Annotated in this window: 13 protein-coding genes; 6 read left to right on the forward strand and 7 right to left on the reverse strand. The window is 57.6% G+C overall.

The annotated features are described in order from the left end of the window. Positions 1-27: 27 nt before the first annotated feature. Complete coding sequence (locus RUA4292_RS04775) at positions 28-2,214, reverse strand: transglycosylase domain-containing protein (RefSeq protein WP_058276557.1); 2,187 nt, start codon at positions 2,212-2,214, stop codon at positions 28-30. A 259-nt stretch (positions 2,215-2,473) separates the two neighbouring features. Here RUA4292_RS04775 and RUA4292_RS04780 point away from each other — a divergent pair, with 259 nt between their 5' ends. Then, entirely contained in the window at positions 2,474-2,812 is a 339-nt protein-coding gene (locus RUA4292_RS04780; RefSeq protein ID WP_058273036.1) for a P-II family nitrogen regulator, read from the forward strand. 33 nt (positions 2,813-2,845) lie between these two features. Then, the gene (locus RUA4292_RS04785) at positions 2,846-4,156 is read left to right on the forward strand and encodes an ammonium transporter AmtB (protein ID WP_058276558.1); all 1,311 of its coding nucleotides are present in this window, start codon (positions 2,846-2,848) and stop codon (positions 4,154-4,156) included. A 68-nt stretch (positions 4,157-4,224) separates the two neighbouring features. Here the strand turns inward: RUA4292_RS04785 and RUA4292_RS04790 are convergent, their stop codons facing one another. Further along, positions 4,225-5,409 (reverse strand): amino acid aminotransferase, encoded by a 1,185-nt coding sequence (locus RUA4292_RS04790; protein ID WP_058276559.1) that lies wholly within the window; start codon positions 5,407-5,409, stop codon positions 4,225-4,227. Continuing rightward, entirely contained in the window at positions 5,409-6,263 is an 855-nt protein-coding gene (gene sseA, locus RUA4292_RS04795) for a 3-mercaptopyruvate sulfurtransferase (protein WP_058276560.1), read from the reverse strand. The genes RUA4292_RS04790 and sseA overlap by 1 nt, the downstream gene beginning before the upstream one ends. A 601-nt stretch (positions 6,264-6,864) precedes the next feature. Between sseA and RUA4292_RS04800 the strand changes: the two genes are divergently transcribed. Then, a complete protein-coding gene (locus RUA4292_RS04800; RefSeq protein WP_058276561.1) occupies positions 6,865-7,971 on the forward strand; it encodes a transporter substrate-binding domain-containing protein in 1,107 nt (368 codons plus the stop codon). A gap of 130 nt (positions 7,972-8,101) precedes the next feature. Here the strand turns inward: RUA4292_RS04800 and RUA4292_RS04805 are convergent, their stop codons facing one another. Continuing rightward, positions 8,102-8,656 carry a helix-turn-helix domain-containing protein gene (locus RUA4292_RS04805; RefSeq protein WP_058276581.1) on the reverse strand — a complete coding sequence of 185 codons (555 nt, stop codon included), beginning with the start codon at positions 8,654-8,656 and terminating at the stop codon, positions 8,102-8,104. A 107-nt stretch (positions 8,657-8,763) separates the two neighbouring features. Here RUA4292_RS04805 and ilvD point away from each other — a divergent pair, with 107 nt between their 5' ends. Both ilvD and RUA4292_RS04815 read left to right on the forward strand, forming a co-directional pair. Then, positions 8,764-10,596 (forward strand): dihydroxy-acid dehydratase, encoded by a 1,833-nt coding sequence (ilvD, locus tag RUA4292_RS04810; protein WP_058276562.1) that lies wholly within the window; start codon positions 8,764-8,766, stop codon positions 10,594-10,596. 106 nt (positions 10,597-10,702) lie between these two features. After that, entirely contained in the window at positions 10,703-11,152 is a 450-nt protein-coding gene (locus tag RUA4292_RS04815) for an NUDIX hydrolase (protein WP_058276563.1), read from the forward strand. Between the two features lie 9 nt (positions 11,153-11,161). Here the strand turns inward: RUA4292_RS04815 and RUA4292_RS04820 are convergent, their stop codons facing one another. Continuing rightward, positions 11,162-11,980: a sulfotransferase family protein gene (locus RUA4292_RS04820; protein ID WP_058276564.1), complete on the reverse strand. Its 819-nt coding sequence runs from the start codon at positions 11,978-11,980 to the stop codon at positions 11,162-11,164. A 144-nt stretch (positions 11,981-12,124) separates the two neighbouring features. Between RUA4292_RS04820 and RUA4292_RS04825 the strand changes: the two genes are divergently transcribed. Next, a complete protein-coding gene (locus RUA4292_RS04825; protein ID WP_058276565.1) occupies positions 12,125-13,702 on the forward strand; it encodes a DUF5928 domain-containing protein in 1,578 nt (525 codons plus the stop codon). Between the two features lie 45 nt (positions 13,703-13,747). Here RUA4292_RS04825 and amaB read toward each other — a convergent pair whose 3' ends face one another. Both amaB and RUA4292_RS04835 read right to left on the reverse strand, forming a co-directional pair. Next, positions 13,748-15,259, reverse strand: coding sequence for an L-piperidine-6-carboxylate dehydrogenase (gene amaB / locus RUA4292_RS04830; RefSeq protein WP_082637001.1), 1,512 nt, complete (start codon positions 15,257-15,259; stop codon positions 13,748-13,750). A 3-nt stretch (positions 15,260-15,262) separates the two neighbouring features. Next, the gene (locus RUA4292_RS04835) at positions 15,263-16,369 is read right to left on the reverse strand and encodes a saccharopine dehydrogenase family protein (RefSeq protein WP_058276566.1); all 1,107 of its coding nucleotides are present in this window, start codon (positions 16,367-16,369) and stop codon (positions 15,263-15,265) included. Positions 16,370-16,528: the final 159 nt, after the last annotated feature.

The raw sequence follows: 16,528 nt of genomic DNA on the forward strand, positions 1-16,528 counted from the left end.
AAGGCGGTGCACAGCGCGCCGCCTTTTTTAATTTCCACCGAAAATGTTGTTCAGCAGGTTGTTGATGGCCCGGTCCAACCCGGTTTGGTTCTTTCGGCGCTGCTGCTGCGGTTGCGCTGTTCTGACTGGTGGGTCCGGGACCAACATCGGCAACGGCGTCGGTGTCATGCCTTCGGTCACACGCAGCATGGTTTCTTTCCAGATTTCAGCCGGCAACCCGCCTCCGGTCACACCGGATAATGGGGTGTTGTCGTCATACCCCATCCAGATGCCCGTCACGTAGTCTGCCGTAAAACCGATGAACCAGGCATCGCGGGCGGCCTGGGTCGTCCCTGTCTTTCCCGCGACCTGCCATCCGGGCAACTGAGCGCGCGCACCAGTGCCTTCGGACACGACACGCTCCATCATCCACGTCAGTTGCTTAGCGGCTTTGTCGTTGATGACCCGCTCACCAATGCCTGTTGTCGTAACCATGACCGGGGTTTGATCGCCCAACAGCTTCAATTCGGTCAGCCCATAGGGTTCCACCGCCGAGCCGCCGTTCAGGATACCCGCATAGGCCCCCGTCATCTCGATCAGCGTGCTTTCCGACGCGCCCAGCGCCAATGCGGGGCCCTGCGCCAGATCACTATCGATGCCAAACTCGCTGGCCACGGTACGGACATTGTCCAACCCAGCAATCTCAGCCACTTTCACCGCTGGGATGTTCAACGAGTTCTTTAACGCGTCCGCCAGCGTGACGCGCCCATAGAACTTGTTGGTGTAGTTCTTGGGACACCATTGGCCAGAGCCCGGAATGTTCACGCAGTGGGGCTCATCCACCACCGTATCCAATGGCGAATAGCCAAGCTCAAGCGCGGTGGCATAAACGAAGGGTTTGAAGGAAGACCCCGTTTGCCGCAGCGCCTGCGTGGCTCGGTTGAATGCGCCGGACACGCGGGTCTTGCGCCCGCCAACCATGCCGCGCACAGCCCCGTCCGCCGACATCACCACGATCGCGGCCTGCGCCTTTGATCCTTCGCGGACCTTCTCCTGGAAGATGAACTGCAGCGCCTCTTCGGCCGATTTCTGGATACGCTGATCCAGTGTGGTGCGGATCACCACATCTTCGGTCGTGTTGCGTGTAAAGAACTCGGGTCCGCTGGCCATCACCCAATCGGCGAAGTAACCGCCGGCTCGCGCAGCAGCGGCTTCGGACAGTTGCGCGGGATTGCTGCGCGCACTGCTTGCTTGTGCCGAGGTCAGATACCCCTGTGCCTCCATCAGGCCAACCACCAGCCGCGCCCGATCCTGCGAACGTTGAAGGTTATTCGTCGGCGCATAGCGCGTCGGGGCCACCAGCAGACCAGCCAGCATAGCAGCTTGCGACGGGCTGACCTCAGCCGCCGAAATCCCGAAATAGCGTTGGCTTGCGGCCTCGAACCCGCGCGCACCCGCGCCCAGGAAGGCCCGGTTCAGATAGATGGTCAGGATCTCGTCCTTGGAATACTTGACCTCCATCGCCATCGCATAGACCGCCTCTTTGGCCTTGCGCCAAAGCGAGCCTTGACGGCAATCGGACTCATAGGCAGCTTCGGATTCCCATTCACTGGGCTCATAAGGCACACCCAGACACAACAGCTTGGCCGTCTGCTGCGTGATGGTCGACCCGCCATGCCCCGACAGCGGTCCGCGCCCTTCGCTCAGGTTGATGCGCACAGCGCTTGCGACACCGCGCGGGCTGACGCCGAAATGGCGATAGAACCGCTTGTCCTCGGTCGCGACGACGGCGTTCTTCAGATGCGGCGAGACAGTATCCGCCGTGATCACCCCACCAAATTGGTCCCCACGCCAGGCGAAGACCTTGCCATCCCGATCCAGCAGGGTCACCGATCCGCGCGCACGACCGTCCAACAAGGCATCGACATCTGGCAAAGAGGAGTAGACAACGCCAACCGCCAAAGCCAACAGCATCCCGGCCACCGCGCCCACACGCCAGGTCACTACCCAAATCAACCGCCATATCCAACGGAACATGCGTCGAAAGAAGCCGCCTCCACCACCGGACGTCTTGCGGGTTTTCTTCCGGGTGGTTTTGCGAGTCGACGTCTTGCGCGCCGTCGCCTTCTTGCCGGTGGGCTTTGTCGTCCGCTTTGTTGCAGCGGGTTTACGCCCCTTCGAAGGGTATCTTTTGTCTGCAACAAGCGATGTCTTGCGACGCCTGGACTCAGTCATGCTCAAACTCTGCCCGGTTATCATTTTGAGGCACCATACCCTGCCACTGGCGCGAAGTAGAGGTATGAAATTCCGCTAACCGGCCTCAATATTTCGCCTGATTTTTGGGCATCAACGTTTTTTTGTGCAAAAATTGTGCACCTCACCCCCCTTTTACCCTGCGTTCTCCCGCCCTGACCGTTTCTTACTGCGGTCAGTCACGCTCTCTTTCTGCAGGTGCAAACAAACCGGTTCCGCCGGACAGGAAGAGGGGACAGACGTGAAACTGATCATTGCGACAATCAAGCCGTTCAAGCTGGAGGAGGTGCGCGAGGCACTGACCGAAGCCGGCGTGCGCGGCATGATGGTGACCGAGATCAAGGGCTTCGGCTCGCAATCGGGCCACACCGAAATTTATCGTGGGGCCGAATACGCGGTGAATTTCGTGCCCAAGATCAAGCTTGAAATCGTGGTGCCCGCCACGATGGCCGACCAAATTGTCGAGACCATCACCAAAACCGCCAAGACCGGCAAGATCGGTGACGGCAAGATTTTCGTCCTTGATGTCGAGCAGGCGCTGCGCGTGCGGACCGGGGAAACGAACGAAGAGGCGCTGTAAGCGCCACCACTCCAAAGCATTCGAGGACTGACAATGAACCTGATGAAATCTCTCATCCCAGCCGCCGCGCTTGTCGTGCTGCCGCAGATGGGTCTGGCGCAAGAGGCCGCCGAGGGCGAAGCCGCGCTGCACACCCAGTATATTTTTACCACCCTGCTGTTCCTGATGGCAGGCTTCCTTGTCTTCTTCATGGCAGCAGGATTTGCCATGCTCGAGGGCGGTCTGGTGCGTTCCAAGAACGTTGCCATGCAGATGATTAAGAACATCGCGCTGTTTTCGATTGCCGCGATCATGTACTGGCTGGTCGGCTTCAACACGATGTACCCGGGCGACTTCAATGGTTTCTTTGCTCTTGGCGGCCCGACCGTGCTTGATGCCGTGGGTGTTGCGCCTGCGGACGCGGCGTTAGATTACGCGTCTATCGGTTCGGACTTCTTCTTCCAGCTGGTCTTTGTGGCGGCAACCGCATCCATCGTGTCCGGTGCCGTGGCCGAGCGCATAAAGCTGTGGCCCTTCCTGGTCTTCGTCATCGTGCTGACTGGTATCCTCTACCCAATCTCTGGATCGTGGAAATGGGGCGGCGGCTGGCTGGATGCCATGGGCTTTTCCGACTTCGCCGGTTCGACAGTTGTGCATTCGGTCGGCGGCTGGGCCGCTCTGGCGGGCTGCCTGATCCTTGGCCCCCGCATTGGCAAATACAAAGACGGCAAAGTCCACCCGATGCCCGGTTCCAATCTGGCGCTGGCAACTCTGGGAACGTTCATCCTGTGGCTGGGCTGGTTCGGCTTTAACGGCGGCTCGCAACTGGCGATGGGCACCGTGGGTGACGTATCCGACGTGTCGCGCATCTTCGCCAACACCAACATGGCCGCCGCATCTGGTGCTATCGCAGCCCTGATCATGACGCAGGTGTTGTACAAGAAACCCGACCTGACCATGGTGCTGAACGGCGCGCTGGCCGGTCTGGTCTCGATAACTGCAGAACCGCTTGCCCCGACCCTGTTCGGAGCGCTGTGGATCGGTGCAGTTGGTGGCATCATCGTGGTCTTCGCGGTTCCGATGCTGGACAAGTTCAAGATCGACGACGTTGTCGGTGCCATCCCGGTTCACCTGTTCGCAGGCATCTGGGGCACCATCGCCGTGATCTTCTACGGCGAAGCAAACCTGATCACCCAACTGACCGGTATCGTAGCTTATGGTGTGTTCACATTTGTTGGCGCGTTGATCCTGTGGACAATTCTGAAGGCGACGGTCGGCATCCGCGTCAGCGAAGAAGACGAGATCAACGGCCTCGACATGGCAGAGCTGGGTATGGAAGCTTATCCAGAGTTTTCGAAAGGCTAAGAGCCAGCCACCGGAAAACAAAAAAACCCGGGCGTTCCCGCCCGGGTTTTCTGATTTATTGGATTGAGTCAGACACCGACGTCAACGATCGCCTTGGCCAGAATCGGAACCGTCGTCGCGTTCAAGCCAGCAATGTTCAACCGGCTGTCACCGATCATGTAGATGCCGTGATCCGCGCGTAGCTTTTCGACCAGTTCCGGTGCCGCCCCCAGACGCGAGAACATGCCTCGGTGCTGGGCGACAAACCCAAAACGATCGGACCCACTTTGGGCCTGCAGCTCGTCTGCCAGTTGTTGGCGCAAGCCCAGCATGGACAGGCGCACCTCTTCCAGCTCAGCCGCCCAGTCAGCGCGCAGGGCTTCGTCGTTCAAGATCGTCGTCACGACCCGCGCGCCGTGATCTGGCGGGAACGAGTAGTTCTGACGGTTCAGGAAGGCCAGCGTGGACTGGTTAAGGGCTGTCTGCGCCGGGTCATCACTGATGGCCATCAACAGGCCGGTCCGCTCGCGGTAGACACCGAAATTCTTCGAGCAGGACGCTGCAATCAGGCAACGCTTGACCGATGAGGCCACCAGTCGGGTTGCCTGCGCGTCTTCCTCAAGACCGTCACCAAAGCCCTGATAGGCAATGTCTATCATCGCCACGAGGCCACGCTCGTTGATCAGGTTCACGACTTCTTGCCATTGCACCATGTTCAGGTTGGCGCCGGTCGGGTTGTGGCAGCAGCCGTGCAGCAGGACCACGTCGCCCGCATTCGCGGTTTTCAGGTCCTCGATCATGCCGTCGAAATCTACGCCACGGGTTTCACCGTCGAAATACCGGTATTGGACCGTCTCCATCCCCAGGTAGTTCAGAATCGACAAGTGGTTCGGCCAAGTGGGGTTAGACACGAACACGCGGGCCGATGGGTTGGCCATGCGGATCATCTCAAACGCCTGACGGCAGGCACCGGTTCCGCCGGGCGTCGCCACGGCAGCGATGTTGCCGCGTGGAACCGAGGTGCCCAGGATCAGGCCAATCATCGCGTCGGCATAGGCCGGGTCGCCCGCCAATCCGGTGTAGGCCTTGCTCTCTTGCTCTTCCAGGATGCGCTTTTCGGCCGCTTTCACCGCACGCATCACCGGGGTCACGCCCTCGGCATTCTTATAAACGCCAACTCCCAGGTCGATCTTTTGATCGCGCGGGTCTTCGCGATACGCCTGCATCAGCGCCAGAATCTTGTCGGCAGGCTGCGGTTTGAGGTTTTCGAACATCAGTTCTCTCCGGTTGCGACGGGCAGGGTCGGGAAGGCACCCCATTCAGCCCAGGAGCCGTCATAAAGCGAGTGGTCTTTCTTGCCCATGCGTTCAAGCGCAAGGCTGAGGATCGCAGCCGTCACGCCAGACCCGCAAGAGGTGATCGCCGGTTTGGACAGGTCGACGCCAGCGGCCTCGAAGATGGCGCGGCATTCGTCGGGTGATTTCATCGTCCCGTTCTTGTTCAGCAACGTGCCGAAGGGCACATTGCGCGATCCGGGAATGCGGCCCGTTCGCAGACCTTCACGCGGTTCCGTTCCGGTTCCGGCAAAACGATCGGCAGAGCGTGCATCGATAATCTCATGATCTCCGAGCTTGGCCGCGGCAGATACCTGCGTGACGTCACGGACCAGATAGTTCTGGACCCGGACGGTCATGTGGCGGTCGCGGATCACCGGCGGCAGATCTTCGATATCATGCCCCTCGGCCTGCCACTTGGGCAGACCGCCATCCATAACGGCGATGTTTTCCTGCCCCATCAGCCGAAACAACCACCAGACGCGGGCCGCGGACATCAGGCCAGCCCCGTCATATACAACAACCTGATGGCCATCCCCTACACCCATCGCCCGCAGGCGGGACATGAACTTTTCGACCGGAGGTGCCATATGCGGGAGGTCCGAGCGGTGGTCCGAAATGTCATCGATATCAAAGAACCGTGCGCCGGGGATATGAGCGGCATCGTATTCGGCCTTTGCGTCGCGTCCTTGCTGTGGCAGATACCATGACCCATCCAGCACCCGCAGATCCGGGTCCTTGAGGTGGGCAGCAAGCCATTCGGTAGAAACGAGGGTTTTCGGATCATCCTGCATAAAAGCCTCCCCTAAACGCGTTTGGTTTTTCCCTATACGCGCGCGCATGCGGGTTCAAGACTGGATAGGATGATGACGCTAACAGACGCCTCTGATCCTGCGGTTCCGGGCATTGGGGCCAATTTGAGCAAAACCAACAGGCCCAAGCGCACCTGTAACTCAGTTTAACTTCCGCACACGGTTTGCCCATATGCACATTTAGAGTTGTAACCACCGGAAATGGTCATGGGTGTACGAGTGCCGTCCTGCTTTGTGGACTTGCGCCTGCATGATACTTTTCACTCCACTAGGGGTTGAACGAAAAACACACTTTCCGCCAGAAAATGGCCGGTTTTCCCTACGTCATTGTACCCCGGATTATCTGTGAAAGCGCCCATGTTCAGGCCGTGAAACAGCCAATACAACATCGGTGCTGGAGCCAAGAGAAACGGGCAAGTTGGAAAAATAATAGATGCACTCCCCCGCCGTCTGAAAAATTTGAAGCAGCGCGGAACACCTTTCCTAACATTTTGTAAGTGAAAAAAATACCACCGCCAGGGTAGTAAACCAAACAACCCGGACCATGGCGCAAGTCAAAGCACTCACTCAACAGGAGAACGAAATGAATACCCCTGGAACTAAGTTTGGCCTAGAGGCCCTGGGTCTGGCTGCCTTGATCTCACCGATAGGCGCTGCGGCGCAGGTCGCGTGCGAACCGTATACAGTAGAAGCAGGTGAAACACTGGCGACTATTTCCGAAACGGCTTATGGATCTCGGGACTACCAGATCATCTTCAACGCGAACAGAAACGTCATTGCCGGAAATCCGAACAACCTGACGCCTGGTACTGTTCTGAATTTGCCGTGCGCCGACGGCCGCTTGACCGCCGCATCGCAGTTCAACGAAGTTGTCGAGCGAGAGGAAGAAAAGGCCGCGAAGATCAAAGCCAGAAACGTTTATAAACCACCGATTCTTCTTTTGGCCGGCAATGATTGGGCACCCGATACGGACGAAGGTCTTTCGGGTGGCGGCTTTTTGATGCGGTTGTCGACAACGGCCCTGCATCGTGCTGGCAACAAGCGCGAATACAACCAGGGTTGGGTGAACGATTTCAACTCGCATCTTTATACACTTCTGCCCGCCGGAGCGTATGACATCGCCGTTGCCTGGGTTGTGCCAGATTGCACAAAAAACCCCCATGCCATGGGTGAAGACAGCCTTTATCGCTGTAACGGGTTCTACGCGTCACAGCCATTGTATGAATCGGTCGCTGGGTATTTCACTCTGCCCGACAGCAAATATGCTGGCGCAGCCTCCATCGAAGAGCTGGAAGGGGCCGTTTTCTGTCGTATGGGCGGGTTCTTTACCAATGACCTGGAAGAGGCCGGTCTGGTAGAACCTAAAATTACGCTTGTTCGCCCCCGCACCCCGGAAGAGTGCATCGAGGCGGTTATGAACGGAACGGCGGACGCCACCGGGATGGCCATCCAGCAAGCCAATGGTGCAATTGCGGCTTTGGGTTTGGAGAACGAGGTGGTTCAGAATGAGAACTTCACCCATCTGTCCGCCATTCCCCTGCTGGCCCATAAATCCAACCCGTACGGGCTGCAGTATATCTCGATGTTGAACAATGGCCTGAACGAAATGCGGCAGTCGGGCGAGTGGTACGATATCGTTTCCAGCTCGCTGTCCGAGTACAGCTCAAAACTGCAATCCGCGTCGAACTGATCGATTCGTGCAAAAGAACCCATACACACCGCGACCCGCGCTGTGTACCACCTCGAAACAAAGCCATCGCTTTGTACTTGGGTCACTTATCTGTTTCATGTCGCCCACCCTTTCCAGCGAGCGCGCTTCCTCAGGTGACGTCGGCTGGTTGCGCATAGTGATGCATGTTCAAGAACGCAGCGCCATTCGTCCCGGCCCGGTAGCCATGCGGCAGATCGGCTGCAAAGCGCAGGCCCTGCCCGGCCTGCAGCGGCACCCAATCACCGTCGCGCAGAATCTCAAGCGATCCGTTCAACACAAACACTTCTTCGGTCACACCTGCGGCATGAGCTGCGGATTCGTGGCTTTGGTTTGGGGCAAGGTCGACGTGAAACGTTTCGGCGCCCAGCGCTGGATCGAAGGGAAAGACGATCTTGACCTCGATGCTGCCGGGAAAGGTCACCGTGTGAAACACGTCGGGCATGGCGGTATCCCGCAGCGCCGCCGTTCCAATCAATGCACTAAGTGGTAACTGAAACCCTTTGGCGATTTTCCACAGCGTTGCGATGGTCGGGCTGGATTCGCCACGCTCAATCTGACCCAGCATGGCTTTGCTGACACCCGTCATCTCGGCCACTTTGGACAGGCTCAGCCCGGAGGCCGCTCGCACATCGCGTAGTTTTAGCGTAATTTCGTCCGGTGCCATCTTGATCGTCTCTTGAATCCCCTTGTGCGTTATAGCGCACATGTGGTACGTGCGCTATAACGTACGCAACCCGAATATCGCAACCGGGGCAAAAGGGAAACAGCATCATGCCAATGTACCGATCCAGAACCTCTACCCACGGCCGTAATATGGCTGGTGCCCGCGGCCTGTGGCGCGCCACCGGAATGGGTGACGACGATTTCGGCAAACCGATCATCGCTATCGTCAACTCTTTCACCCAATTCGTGCCGGGCCACGTGCACCTGAAAGACCTGGGCCAGATGGTCGCGCGCGAGGTTGAAGCCGCTGGAGGTGTTGCGAAAGAGTTCAATACCATCGCGGTCGATGATGGTATCGCCATGGGCCACGACGGAATGCTGTATTCTCTGCCCTCGCGCGAAGTGATCGCGGATTCGGTCGAATACATGGTCAACGCCCACTGTGCTGATGCGATGGTGTGTATTTCGAACTGCGACAAGATCACCCCCGGCATGCTGATGGCCGCTATGCGCCTGAATATCCCGGCGATCTTTGTCTCGGGCGGCCCGATGGAGGCTGGCAAGATCGACATCGCCGATCTGGACGCCAAGAAGATCGACCTGGTTGACGCAATGGTCGCCGCCGCCGATGACAAGTTCACCGACGAACAGGTCCAGCACATCGAAGAAAACGCCTGCCCAACTTGTGGGTCATGTTCCGGTATGTTCACCGCAAACTCGATGAATTGTCTGGCCGAGGCGCTGGGTCTTGCTCTGCCGGGCAACGGCTCAACTTTGGCCACACACGCCGATCGTAAAGAGCTGTTTCTCGAGGCCGGGCGTCGGATCGTTGAGATCACCAAACGGCACTATGATCTGGACGAAAAAGGCTTCCTGCCCCGTGAAATCGCCACGTTCGACGCTTTTGAAAACGCGATGAGCCTGGATATCGCCATGGGCGGTTCGACCAACACGGTGTTGCACCTGCTGGCCATTGCACATGAGGGTGAAGTGCATTTCACTATGACCGATATGGACCGCCTGAGCCGTCAGGTGCCGTGTCTGTGCAAGGTCGCGCCCAATACCGAGAATGTTCATATGGAGGACGTGCACCGCGCCGGTGGCATCTTCTCGATCCTTGGCGAGCTAAGCCGCGCCGGGCTGCTGCACGAAGATTGCAGCACCGTGCATTCGGCAACCATGGGCGAAGCGATTGCCAATTGGGACATCAAGGTCGCCAACAACCCCGCAGCGCAGGACCTGTTCAAGGCCGCGCCCGGCGGCGTACGCACGACGCAGGCGTTCAGCCAGTCGAACCGGTACAAGGAACTGGACACCGACCGCGAAGGCGGTGTGATCCGGTCCAAGGAACACGCGTTCAGTCAGGATGGCGGTCTGGCAGTCTTGTTCGGCAACATCGCGCGCGAAGGATGTATCGTGAAAACGGCAGGCGTTGATCCCAACAGCCTGACGTTCACTGGATCTGCCTATGTCTGCGAAAGCCAGGATCAGGCCGTGAACGACATCCTGACCGGCAAGGTCAAAGAGGGCGACGTGGTGGTGATCCGCTACGAAGGCCCGCGCGGCGGTCCGGGGATGCAGGAAATGCTCTATCCGACGTCTTACTTGAAATCCAAGGGTCTGGGCAAAGCCTGTGCCCTGCTGACCGATGGGCGTTTTTCGGGTGGCACTTCGGGTCTGTCGATTGGCCACGTTTCACCAGAGGCCGCCGAGGGTGGCGAAATCGGGCTGGTCAAGCAAGGCGACAAGATCGAGATCGACATCCCCAACCGGACGATTCATCTGGCCGTGTCTGACGAAGAACTGGCCGCCCGCCGCGAAGAGCAGGACGAAAAGGGATGGGTGCCCGCCGCACCGCGCAAGCGCAAGGTGTCAACCGCGCTCAAGGCCTATGCCAAGCTGGCGACAAGTGCCGCGAAAGGTGCCGTGCGCCAAGTCTGACGAAGCGGTTTCCAAACTGCAATAACTTCAAAGGTCTCGCTAGTTTGTTTAGCGAGACCTTTTTCTTTTGTATTCAACGATATCCATAGCACAATCGGTGAGAAGCATGACATTCTGGCGCCCGCACAAAGGTATCCGTGTCAAAGCCATCGGCTTGCATTGGCGGGGGGACCGCCTTCTTGTTGCTGAAGTCCCAAATGACGACGGTCGCATCAAGGGTGTTCGCCCGTTGGGCGGATCGGTCGAATTCGGCGAAACATGGCATGACGCCCTGAAACGTGAGTTCCGCGAAGAACTCGATGTGACGGTTGAAGTCAGAGGGCAACCGCTGGTGATTGAGAACCTGTACCAGCATGAAGGGCATCAGGGGCATGAGATCATCTTTGTGGCCGAGATTCAGTGCCCCGAGCTTTTGAACTGGCCCGACGCGCCTATTTCATTCACCGAAGACAATGGCCTGAGCTGGACAGCAGGATGGTTCAGTCTGGATGCTCTGGATACCGGCGGCCCAGAGCTATACCCGTCTGGCCTGAAAGAGTGCCTGATCAATCGCTGACTCGTTCGCCTAGTCGCCCAGTTTGGCATGAACTTCGTCCAGATCAATCTCACCGATTGGCATCTTGTTGCCCGGGTTCTCAAAATCGTATTTGAACAACTCGAAATCGTGTTTGTAGATTTCGTAGACCAGATGCATCGAAAAGTCGTCAAAGTAGTCCTCGACCGGATGCGCACGTTTGGGCCCGTGGCCTTCGGATTCATTGAATCGCGGGATTTCGGACAAATTCACAGCGTGCGGTGTCTCTAACCGATCAAGGACACTTTGCATTCCTTCGTTGAACTGCTCAGTCCAGAAAATCTGATCGTACTGCCCACCATTCACGATGAAGGTAGAAACATGCCCGGACATGGCCGACCAGTGAATGTCAGGATCCATCGGACGCCGCCAGCGGATCGTATCACGTGCAAACAGCAAAAACCGGCGGAAACTGGCGATCTGATCGAACTCACCCTTGCCATCGTCGCCGCCAACTTCGATCCCGTAATTATAGATAAGCGTGGGCACCAAATTGCCCCGATACCGCTTGCCGTTGCGCTGAATGCCGCAGATCTTGTCGAAGAACGAGCTTAGAATTCGGGTGTAGGGATTGCGTACGCAAGTAAAGGCCAAGGACTTGTGATTGCGGACATTTCCCGAGATCTGATCCTGACTTGGACCGAAGGCCCATTTGTGCATCCCGTCTTTTGCGTCGTGGATATCCCCATCAAAAAACTGCCCGTGATCGGAATAAAACATGATCTGACCAATGGTCGAACAGGCGCATTTCGGCACCACACGGTAAACCATGCTTTCGCTTTCGGTCATCCATGTACCGGGAAAACCCATCTGCTGTGCCTCCTTTGCTGATCTGGTCTTAAAATTGACGCGCCAGCATTTGAAACCAAAAAACCAAAAATATTCTATTTATTCAATCGCTCATCCTCAGTATCACGGTTGGAAACGGGCAGAAACGGAAAACAATAGGCCAATATGGCAAGAATTGCCTACATATTGCTTTGTCACAAAGACCCTGACGCAATCATCGCGCAGGCCGAGCAACTGACCGCAGCCGGGGATTGCATGGCGATCCACTTTGACGCGCGGGCCAGTGCGGCCGCTTTCGAACGCATTCGCGAGGCTTTGAAAGACAACCCCAATGTCACGTTTGCCAGCAAGCGCATCAAATGCGGCTGGGGGGCTTGGTCACTGGTTCAGGCCACGCTGAACGCCCTGCAGGCCGCTGTGGATGCGTTTCCCCGCGCCACTCATTTCTACATGGTGTCAGGTGACTGCATGCCGATCAAATCGGCTGAATACATCCACGACTTTCTGAACCAGCACGACGTTGATTTCGTCGAAAGCCATGATTTCCTGGAAAGCAACTGGATCAAGACCGGCATGGTCGAGGACCGGCTGATCTATCGGCACTATTTCAACGAACGCACACAGGCCAAGCTGTTTTACGGGTCGTACAATCTGCAAAAACGGTTTGGTTTGACGCGCGAGATTCCGTCAGATGTTCAGATAATGATCGGCAGCCAATGGTGGTGCCTGCGCCGCAGAACCATCGAAATGATCCTGGATTTTCTGCAAAAGCGCCCGGATGTGAAACGGTTTTTCTCGACCACCTGGATTCCGGACGAGACCTTTTTTCAGACGTTGGTGCGCCATCTGATCCCTAAGACTGAGATCGACAACCGCACTCCCACATTTCTGATGTTCTCGGATTATGGCATGCCGGTGACGTTCTACAACGATCACTATGACTTGCTGCTATCCCAAGATTACTTGTTCGCCCGCAAGATCAGCCCCGAAGCCCATGAGTTGAAGGACAGGTTGGGTCAGATGTACGCAACCGAAGGGATGACCTTTCACATCTCGGACGAAGGCCGCAACCTGTACAGCTTTCTGACTGGGCGTGGCCGGGTGGGGCGGCGCTATGCGCTACGGTTCTGGGAGGCGGGCAATTCACTGGGCCCCGAGCGCGAAGTGTTTCTGATCGTGAGTAAGAAATGGCATGTTGCCAAGAGGTTGGTGGATCAGATCGTCTCGGAAACCGACATTCCCTGCGTGGAATACCTGTTCAACGAAGAAGACACTTCTTTGCCTGATCTGGGCGGCATTGAATCGTCTCTGGCCAAGCGCACGCGGCACCGGCGCGCGGTGGCGCGCATGCTGTTTGAAAGCTTTGATTCCAACAAGCTGGTCTTGTGCGTGGATCCCGCAGATCTGGATATCATTCAGGATTTCTGCTCGGTTCAGGCCCGTAGCCATGTTCTGGAAATCGAGTGCGAGTACTCCGACGATTATCTGATCGGCCACGCCCGCCGCGTGGGGTTGGCCGGAGAAAGCAGTCCTCGGGAATCCGTGGCCCGTCTGATCCCAGCACTGCGCAGTTCACTGGTGCACGAATCCGAATTGATCCGCGAGGCAGAGTTCGACGGATACCTGCGTATCCGCGAGACCAACTCAAATATTGAGAATGAGACCGCGATTGCCGAGTTTCTGGGCGTGTCGCTGGACAAGGCGCAAGCCATCATGAGCCTTGACTATCTTTTTGCGGATTAACGCGGATCGTCCAGCGGCGCGCCGAAGCGCCGCTGGATAATTGGTTCAGATATCGAATTTGACGCCCTGTGCCAAAGGCAACTCAGCCGAGTAGTTCACCGTATTTGTCTGACGACGCATGTAGGCTTTCCACGCGTCCGAGCCGCTTTCGCGCCCGCCGCCAGTTTCCTTCTCACCACCGAAGGCTCCACCGATCTCGGCACCAGATGGGCCGATATTCACGTTGGCGATCCCGCAATCCGACCCGGCCGCAGTCAGGAACTGCTCTGCCTCGCGCATATTCAGGGTGAACACGCAAGAGGACAGGCCTTGGGGGACGTCATTCTGCAGCTCAATCGCGTCATCAAAATCGTCATAGCCCATGACGTAGAGGATGGGCGCAAAGGTTTCGGTTTTTACCACCGCCGTCTGGCCAGGCATTTCGACAATGGCCGGTTCCATATAGACACCAGCAGGCACACCCTCGGTCACGCGACGACCACCGTGCACGGCTCCACCTTCGGCCTTGGCAGCCTCAAGCGCTGCGGTCATGGCCGTGCCCGAGGCTTCGTCTACCAACGGGCCAATCAACGTGCCTTCGACCAGTGGGTTGCCGATGGGCAATCCTGCATAGGCTTTTTTCAGACGGCCCACCAGTTCTTCGCGGATCGAGTTATGTACGATCAGGCGGCGCAGCGTGGTACAGCGCTGACCGGCCGTACCTACGGCCGAGAACACAACCGCACGGACAGCCATTTCCAGATCGGCCGAAGGACCAACGATCATTGCATTGTTGCCGCCCAACTCCAGAATGCACTTGCCAAAACGCTGTGCTACAATAGGTGCCACGGCGCGACCCATACGGGTGGACCCTGTGGCCGAGATAACCGGAACGTCTTCGCTTGCGACCAAGGCCTCGCCCAGCGCCGCATCACCGATCAGGGTTTGCAGCAGGTTGCCCGGCGCATCGCCAAACCGAACCAGCGCGCGTTCAAAAATCTTCTGACAAGCCATCGCGGTCAGCGGAGATTTCTCGGACGGCTTCCAGATCACCGGGTCACCGCAAACCAGCGCCAGTGCCGCATTCCAAGACCAAACCGCTACCGGGAAGTTGAAGGCCGAGATCACCCCGACCGGGCCTGCCGGATGCCACGTCTCCATCATCCGGTGACCCGGACGTTCCGACGCAATGGTCAGACCATACAATTGACGCGAAAGACCGACCGCAAAGTCACAGATGTCGATCATCTCCTGCACTTCGCCCAAGCCTTCGGATGTGATCTTGCCAGCCTCCCAACTGACCAGAGCACCCAGATCGTCCTTGGCGGCGCGCAGTTCCTCTCCCAACAGGCGGATCAGCTCACCCCGGCGCGGGGCCGGTACTGTCCGCCATTCTTTGAACGCCGTTTTAGAACGGGCAAAGATGGCGTCCATGTCGGCAACGGGTGTCTCATGCACGTCGGCCAACACGCTGCCATCAATCGGAGACGTCACTTTGAGCGTGCCGCCGGTCAGTTCGGCCTCGGTCAGATCCAGATTGGCGAGGGTTGTTTGGGCTGTCATCACGATGTCTTTCATATCTCAGGCCGCCTTGTTCTGTTCGGTTACGTCGCCGGCGCGATAGAGCCGGCCAAATTCGGTATTGAGGAAATCGGACAGGTTCACCTGTTCTTGCCGGATAAAGCCCTTCGCAGGCAGTGCGCCGGTCCGCATCAAATCAACCACACCCAGAACGCCTGCGGCCGTGGTGACCTGTATAGCGCTCCAGACCTGTCCGTTGATGGTGCGGGCAAAGCTCTTGTTGATCAGGGATTTCTCGCGCAGCGCGCCGTCGATCATGCCCTTCGCGGTGCAATAGACCAGCACCACATCCTGGTCGGTGCGTGGCAGCGCGGTCTCAAAAATATCCTTTAGCAGATCGCGGCGATGTTCCAGGCCAAGGTCCTTGAGAAGCAATTTCAGGATATCGCAATGGCCCGGGTACCGGATCGAACGGTAAGACACTGCCCGCGCCTTGCCGTCCAGCGTTTCGGGTAACGTTCCCAACCCACCAGAGGTGTTGAAGCATTCGTACTCCACCCCGTCATGGCCAAGCAGCTCATAATCCTCCAGCGGAGCGGTCTTGACCCGTTCACCATTCACAATGGCATCGCAAGGGTTGCAGTATTCATTGATCAACCCGTCAGTGGACCAGGTCAGATTGTATTTTAACGCGTTGGTCGGATAGAGCGGCAGCGCCCCCACCCGCATATGCAGGCTGTCGATTTCATCGAATTCCGCCGCCAGCGATGCCCCCGCGATACCAACAAAACCCGGCGCCAGGCCACATTGCGGCATGAATGCAGTTTCACTGTCCTGCGCCAGTTCGCGCACGGCATTGGTCGCCGCGACATCTTCGGTCAGGTCAAAATAATGCGCACCAGCGGCCTTGGCCGCCTTGGCAATTTTCGGCGTCAGAAAGAACGGGGCCGCGGAGATTACGGCATCGAACCCACCCAGGCCTTCGGTCAGTTGCGCTTCGTCGCTCACATCGATTTGCCGGGTCGAAATGCCCTGCTTGTTCAAAGCTGATAACGCAGCCAAATCCCGGTCGGCCACTGTGACCGAGTAATTGGCCGATGACTTCAGCAAGGTCGCGATCATCTGACCGATCTTGCCTGCTCCGATGACACAAATGTTCCAGCTCAAAACGCGCCTCCTCTTTCGTTTTTGAAAGTATGAGGCCGCTTCTGTCCGAAACGCAGGGGCAATCTTGACGAAATCGTGGTTAAGCTTGTCATATTGACAAGATTTTTGTCAATTCGTCGTACCAGCTGTGCGAGCTTCCACGCTCGGCGGCACGATGAA

This window comes from Ruegeria atlantica, assembly GCF_001458195.1.
Classification (GTDB): domain Bacteria; phylum Pseudomonadota; class Alphaproteobacteria; order Rhodobacterales; family Rhodobacteraceae; genus Ruegeria; species Ruegeria atlantica.